Here is a 5,656-nt window from a genome sequence, read left to right on the forward strand (position 1 = left end):
TTATCGCGTGGGCAAAGGCCAAAAACGCCGCCCAGCCCATCTACGAGCTAGCTCCACAAACGCACCAAAAAAAGGCCAAAACGCCGACGATGGGCGGACTGGTCTTTATCGGAGCCGCACTTGGGGCGAGCGTGATTTGTGCGCGCCTTGATAACGTCTTCGTCCTTGCCTCGCTGATCTGTCTAGCGGGCTTTACGGCGCTTGGCTTTAAAGATGATTTTCGTAAAATCTCAGGCGGCAAAAACCACGACGGACTAAGCCCTAGAGCCAAGCTTGCGGTGCAAATTTTGATCGCGTTTGCGGTCTCGACGATGCTGTATTTGCACGGCGAGCTGGACAGTAAATTTTACCTACCGTTTTACAAATTTCCAGTGCTTGATCTAGGCGTTTTTGCGGTGGCCTTTTGGACGCTCGTTATCGTAGCGGCCTCAAATGCTGTAAATTTAACCGACGGCCTAGACGGTCTAGCTACGGTACCTGCGGTGTTTTCGCTACTGACTTTGGGCGTGTTTGCTTACATCTGCGGACACGCGGTGTTTAGCTCGTATCTGCTTTTACCAAAGATCGCGGGCGTGGGCGAAACGGTCGTCGTGTCCGCTGCGCTGATCGGCTCGCTGATGGGATTTTTGTGGTTTAACTGCCATCCGGCCGAGGTCTTCATGGGTGATAGCGGGAGCCTAAGCGTGGGCGCATATATCGGACTCATGGGCGTGATGACGAAAAACGAAATCCTGCTCATTATTATCGGCTTTGTGTTTGTGATGGAGACCTTGAGTGTGATTTTGCAGGTCGGAAGTTTTAAAATTTTTAAAAAGAGAATTTTCCTAATGGCGCCGATACATCATCATTTTGAGATAAAGGGCTGGGTGGAAAATAAGATTATCGTAAGATTTTGGCTCATCGCCGTTTTGGCAAATTTGATCGCCATGACCGCGTTAAAAATAAGGTAAATTTGAACCGAACAAACGGCGAAATAGCCGAGCTAGCCGCCGATAATATGACGCAAATTTTAGAGGCAAAGGGGAGAAAATGAGAAAATCGCTATTTGGGTACGGCGGTACGACCCGCGCGATCGCGAAAAACTTCGGCAAAGAGGGCGGCTGGGACATTTATGACGACAAATTTAGCGAGATCTCAAGCGACGAATGGGGCAACACGCTACTGCCGCCAAACCTTTTCGTGCCCGAAAAAAGTGGCCTCGAGATCCCAAGCCCCGGTTTCCCGCCGAGCCACGAGCTAGTTAAAAACGCGCAAAATCTCATCAGCGAATACGATTATTTTTATAAAATTTACGGCGACAAAACGCCCTTTACCGTCTGGATCAGCGGCACAAACGGCAAAACCACGACGACAAAGATGACGCAACACCTGCTGGCGCGCTACGGCTCCGTCATGGGCGGCAACGTCGGAGTTCCACTCGCAGACCTAGATCCAACCGCCAAAATTTGGATACTCGAGACCAGCTCCTTTACGATGCACTACACGAACATTGCCACGCCCGGCATCTACGCGCTTTTGCCTATCACGCCAGATCACCTCAGCTGGCACGGCGAATTTGCCGAGTATGAGCGCGCCAAGCTAAAGCCGCTAGCGACGATGAGCGAAAACGCGGTCGCGATCCTGCCTAAAATTTACGCCGGGACGCCGACTAAAGCAAAGGTGATAAGCTACGAAAACGAGGCGGATTTGGCCGAGTTTTGCGGCGTAAATTTAGGCGATATCGCCTTTAAAACTCCGTTTTTAATGGATGCGCTTTTAGCTCTTGCTATCCAGAAAATTTTGCTCGATAGATGCGACGTAGAGCTTTTAAACAGCTTTGTCATCGAGGGCAACAAACTCGAGGAATTTCGCGACGCGCGCGGTAGGACGTGGGTCAACGACACGAAGGCGACTAACATCGATGCAAGCATCCAAGCCGTCAAGCGATATGAGGGCAAATTTTTGCATTTGATTTTAGGCGGCGACGATAAAGGCGTAGATATGCGGCCGCTTTTTGAAGCCTTGAGCGGTGCTAAGGCGCAAATTTACGCTATCGGCTCAAATACGGACAAGCTGATGAAGCTTGCCGGCGAGTTTAAAATCCCCGCCGTAAAATGCGCATTTTTAAACACCGCGGTCGGCGAGATAGATAAAAATTTCAAATTTGACGAATCTGCGAAAACTGGCGCAAATGATGAAAAATTGGACGAGATAGCCCTTTTAAGCCCTGCTGCAGCGAGTCTAGATCAGTTTAGCAGCTACGTAGAGCGCGGGGATAAATTTAAAAAAGCGATTTTAAATTTGCAAATTTGACGCGGTATATGCGCCGTAAAGCCGCTAAATTTAGGCAACCGCCTTTGAAACAAATTTTATATTTTAAAAAATAGCCGAATTTTACGTATTTAACCAAAATTTAAGTATCAAGTGGCTAAAATCACATTTCTTTTTAGCAGCGTGGTTGGATAGCTCAGTCGGTAGAGCAGCAGACTGAAAATCTGCGTGTCGGCAGTTCGATTCTGCCTCTAACCACCATTACCCTTTTTTTACAATCTAAAGCACTTTTTAAAACCCCCTAAAATACGGACTTTGAGCGATTTTTACCCTAAAAAACAGTCTAAACTAATCAGGCAAAGCTAAAGATTTAAAAGTATTTTAAAAGTATTTTTGGCAAAATTCTAAAAGTCAAGCGAAAAAATATTTTTAAAACTCTCCAAATGCCCTATTCATCGGGCTTACAAAGCACTCCAAAAAATATTTTAAAACGCTTGAAACGCCTAAAATAGGTATTTTTGAAGCTAAAATAGCAAGAAATATTTTTAAACCTCATCATATCCCGTATTTTAGGCACTTAGCGAGCACGCGGTGGCGATTTTAAAAGTATTTTTTCGGCGAACTTTGACCCAAAAACTCCAAAAAATATTTTTAAATCGTCTCAAATAACGTATTTTAGGGGATTAAGGCGTAATGGCTAGGATAGTAAAACCGCTTACCGATAAGCAAATCAAAGAGGCAAAGCCCAAAGACAAAGATTACAAGCTTACAGACGGCGACGGTTTAGGGCTGATAGTAAGCAAGACTGGGCGCAAACGTTGGATATTTGCCTTTATTAGTCCAGACACCGGCAAGCCAAATAGCACTGGGCTAGGTAATTACCCTACTTTGTCGCTAGCCGAGGCGAGAGAAAAGCGAACCGAGCTTAAAAAGCTAGTGATGAACGGCGCAGACCCGATAACGGACAAGAAGCGCGCCAAAGCTCAAAGAATAAGCGATCATAACCGCAGTTTTGAAAAGGTCTTTAACGAGTGGCTAGAAATTGAAGCTAAAAACGTATTACCGCAGACGCTCAAAACCAAGCGCGGGCGCATAGAAAACCACGTAATGCCGATCCTAAAAGACAGAGGCATAAAAAGCATAACCCACGGCGAGATAGCGAGCATACTAAAAGAAATATCAAAGACGACGCCCCAAACAGCCGAAATAATCAATCAAATTTTAAACCGCGTCTTTTTATTCGCAGTCTCGAGCGGATATGCCGAAATTAACATTATGGCAAATATCGACGCTAAAACGCTCATACCCAAAACCAAAGTAGAGCATTACGCAAAACTGACCGAGCGCGAGGACTTAAAAGCATTTTTTAACGCTATTTACGATTACCCTCATTTTGAGACGATTAAAAACGCGATGAAGTTATGCCTACACCTGCCGCTAAGGGCTGCGCCGTTATCTCGCTTAAAATGGCGATACGTAGATTTTGAAAAGAGGCTTTTAACCATACCGCGAGCCGAGCAAAAAATTAAGCGTAGCGAGATAGGCGACTTCAAATTACCGATTAGCGATGAGGTTATGCGCATATTGCAAGATCAGGCGAAATTGAGCAGAGCATACGAATACGTCTTTATTAATTCTCACTTTACCGACCATATCCACAAAGACACCGCCACGAATGCGATCAAGGGCTTTAATTTTAGAGATAGGCAAACGGGGCGCGTAGTAACCCTGCATAGCCTAAGAGGCATATTTATGACGCAGGCGTTTAACAATATGCAAAAGCACGGAGTAAGTAAAGAGGCTATTAAAAAGGCATTGGATCATCTGCACGGCGACAAAGTAGATTTAAGCTATTCGGAAAAAGCCGATTTTTTAGACGAGCTTAAAATCTTGCTTGACTGGTGGAGCGGTTACGTATTAGACACAAAAGATAATTAAAGGGGTGGATATGACTACAAGTGCAACGAGAATATCAGAGTCTAGGCGCAATAGAAAATCACAGCAAAAGAGCATAAAAGAGGATTTTCTGAATTTTATTAATAGCGATGATGTAAAGGGCTTTATCGGCGAGGAAGCGCAAAAAGACGTTTATTTTATTGTTGATAGATACGCAAACGCTTTTATCGACAAAATCAAATTACCGCTTTTGAAAGCTAAAGAGGTGGATTTCAAAACCATCGAGGACTTAATTACAAAAGTGCCGAAATACTACAACTTTACACTCTTAACCTCCGACTTTTCGGGCGATTGTTTTTATGGAGAGGGCTTAATAAAATACATTTATTGGGAGCTACTTCAAATAATTTTAGATGTGCTGTCAATGCTAGAGCAAAAAGAAAATTATGCTGGAAGCGAGCTAGGCGCGGATATTCAAAAGGCATTTAATAGTATCAAAAATAAAGCCGAAAAATGGCTCAACGTAAAACTAGACCACGATACAGCCCGAAAGCTTTTGACGGCATACGCATTTGAACAAGCGGAACTTAACGATATTGACGATATTTGGCATGAGGATTACGGCGTAGAAATAGAGAAATATTTTAACGTTGATTTAGGTTTTGAAAAAATTACGGACGAATACGGCGATATTGTGGAAATAAACCAACCCGAGAAGCGTTTAACGTTTCAAGAAATAACAGGCATAGAAATAGACGGCTTAACTTTGAGCCTTATCGCTCCATTTTTAGATTTTATTAACCAAATAGGGTATGTGCACAAAGTAATTTTTAAAAATCGAATTACCAATGAGGAAAAACAGCCCATTAATGAATTCTTGTATCAACTGAACGACGTTTTTGGGCTAGGCATTAAAAAAGAGATAAATGACGGACTTTTTATCTCTTTGATAATTGACGGCTATTTTGCTCTACAAGAAAAAGACGAAAATTAAAAACTTCGCGGAAAAAACATCAAAAAACAGCCATTTTTTTCGTAGGGAAAAATCCGCAAAATATTAACTTATTTTTCGTGAGAATAATTAGCCCAAAAATAGCTTATTTTTTCTCACGACAAAAACTCTAAAATTTAACCCCCTTTTTTAGCTTTACTAACTTTTTTAACCGCGCTAATATTAGCCTAATCTTTGCAAAGATAATACGAACAATAAAGGGTAAAGCGTGAAAACACACGAAGTCAAACCGAAGTATTTAAGAGCGTCGCAAATCGCCAAGATTTACGGCATAGGATTAAGCACGGTGTGGTATTTTGCCAAACAAGGCTTTTTTAAGCCGATAAAGTTTAGCAAAAATATTACCTTTTTTGATCCCTCCGAAGTAGAGGCGTTTTTTATGAGGAAAGGCGCGTAATATGAAAGCCTTTGAAAACGAAACCGAAAAAGGGCTTTATTCAGACTTTGCGCGAATGCTAGGCGAAGTTTATCCGGACGTCCTAAAATCTGCGACAAGCG

General features: G+C 43.1%; 5 protein-coding genes and 1 tRNA gene. All 6 read left to right on the plus strand.

Annotated features, from left to right (window positions below; genetic code table 11):
* Positions 1-950: phospho-N-acetylmuramoyl-pentapeptide-transferase (mraY, locus tag Q0314_RS05100; protein WP_298057244.1), on the plus strand; the 950-nt coding region annotated here is incomplete at its 5' end.
* A gap of 79 nt (positions 951-1,029) precedes the next feature.
* Positions 1,030-2,292 carry a UDP-N-acetylmuramoyl-L-alanine--D-glutamate ligase gene (gene murD / locus Q0314_RS05105; RefSeq protein WP_298057246.1) on the plus strand — a complete coding sequence of 421 codons (1,263 nt, stop codon included), beginning with the start codon at positions 1,030-1,032 and terminating at the stop codon, positions 2,290-2,292.
* Positions 2,293-2,435: 143 nt separating this feature from the next.
* Positions 2,436-2,511: transfer RNA gene (locus tag Q0314_RS05110), tRNA-Phe, on the plus strand.
* A 432-nt stretch (positions 2,512-2,943) separates the two neighbouring features.
* Complete coding sequence (locus tag Q0314_RS05115) at positions 2,944-4,188, plus strand: integrase arm-type DNA-binding domain-containing protein (protein ID WP_298057248.1); 1,245 nt, start codon at positions 2,944-2,946, stop codon at positions 4,186-4,188.
* Positions 4,189-4,198: 10 nt separating this feature from the next.
* Complete coding sequence (locus tag Q0314_RS05120; protein WP_298057251.1) at positions 4,199-5,140, plus strand: hypothetical protein; 942 nt, start codon at positions 4,199-4,201, stop codon at positions 5,138-5,140.
* Between the two features lie 226 nt (positions 5,141-5,366).
* On the plus strand, positions 5,367-5,555 hold the full coding sequence (locus Q0314_RS05125) for a helix-turn-helix domain-containing protein (protein WP_298057252.1): 189 nt from the start codon (positions 5,367-5,369) through the stop codon (positions 5,553-5,555).
* The last annotated feature ends 101 nt before the right edge of the window (positions 5,556-5,656 follow it).

The organism is uncultured Campylobacter sp. (assembly GCF_938040115.1).
Lineage (GTDB): Bacteria > Campylobacterota > Campylobacteria > Campylobacterales > Campylobacteraceae > Campylobacter_A.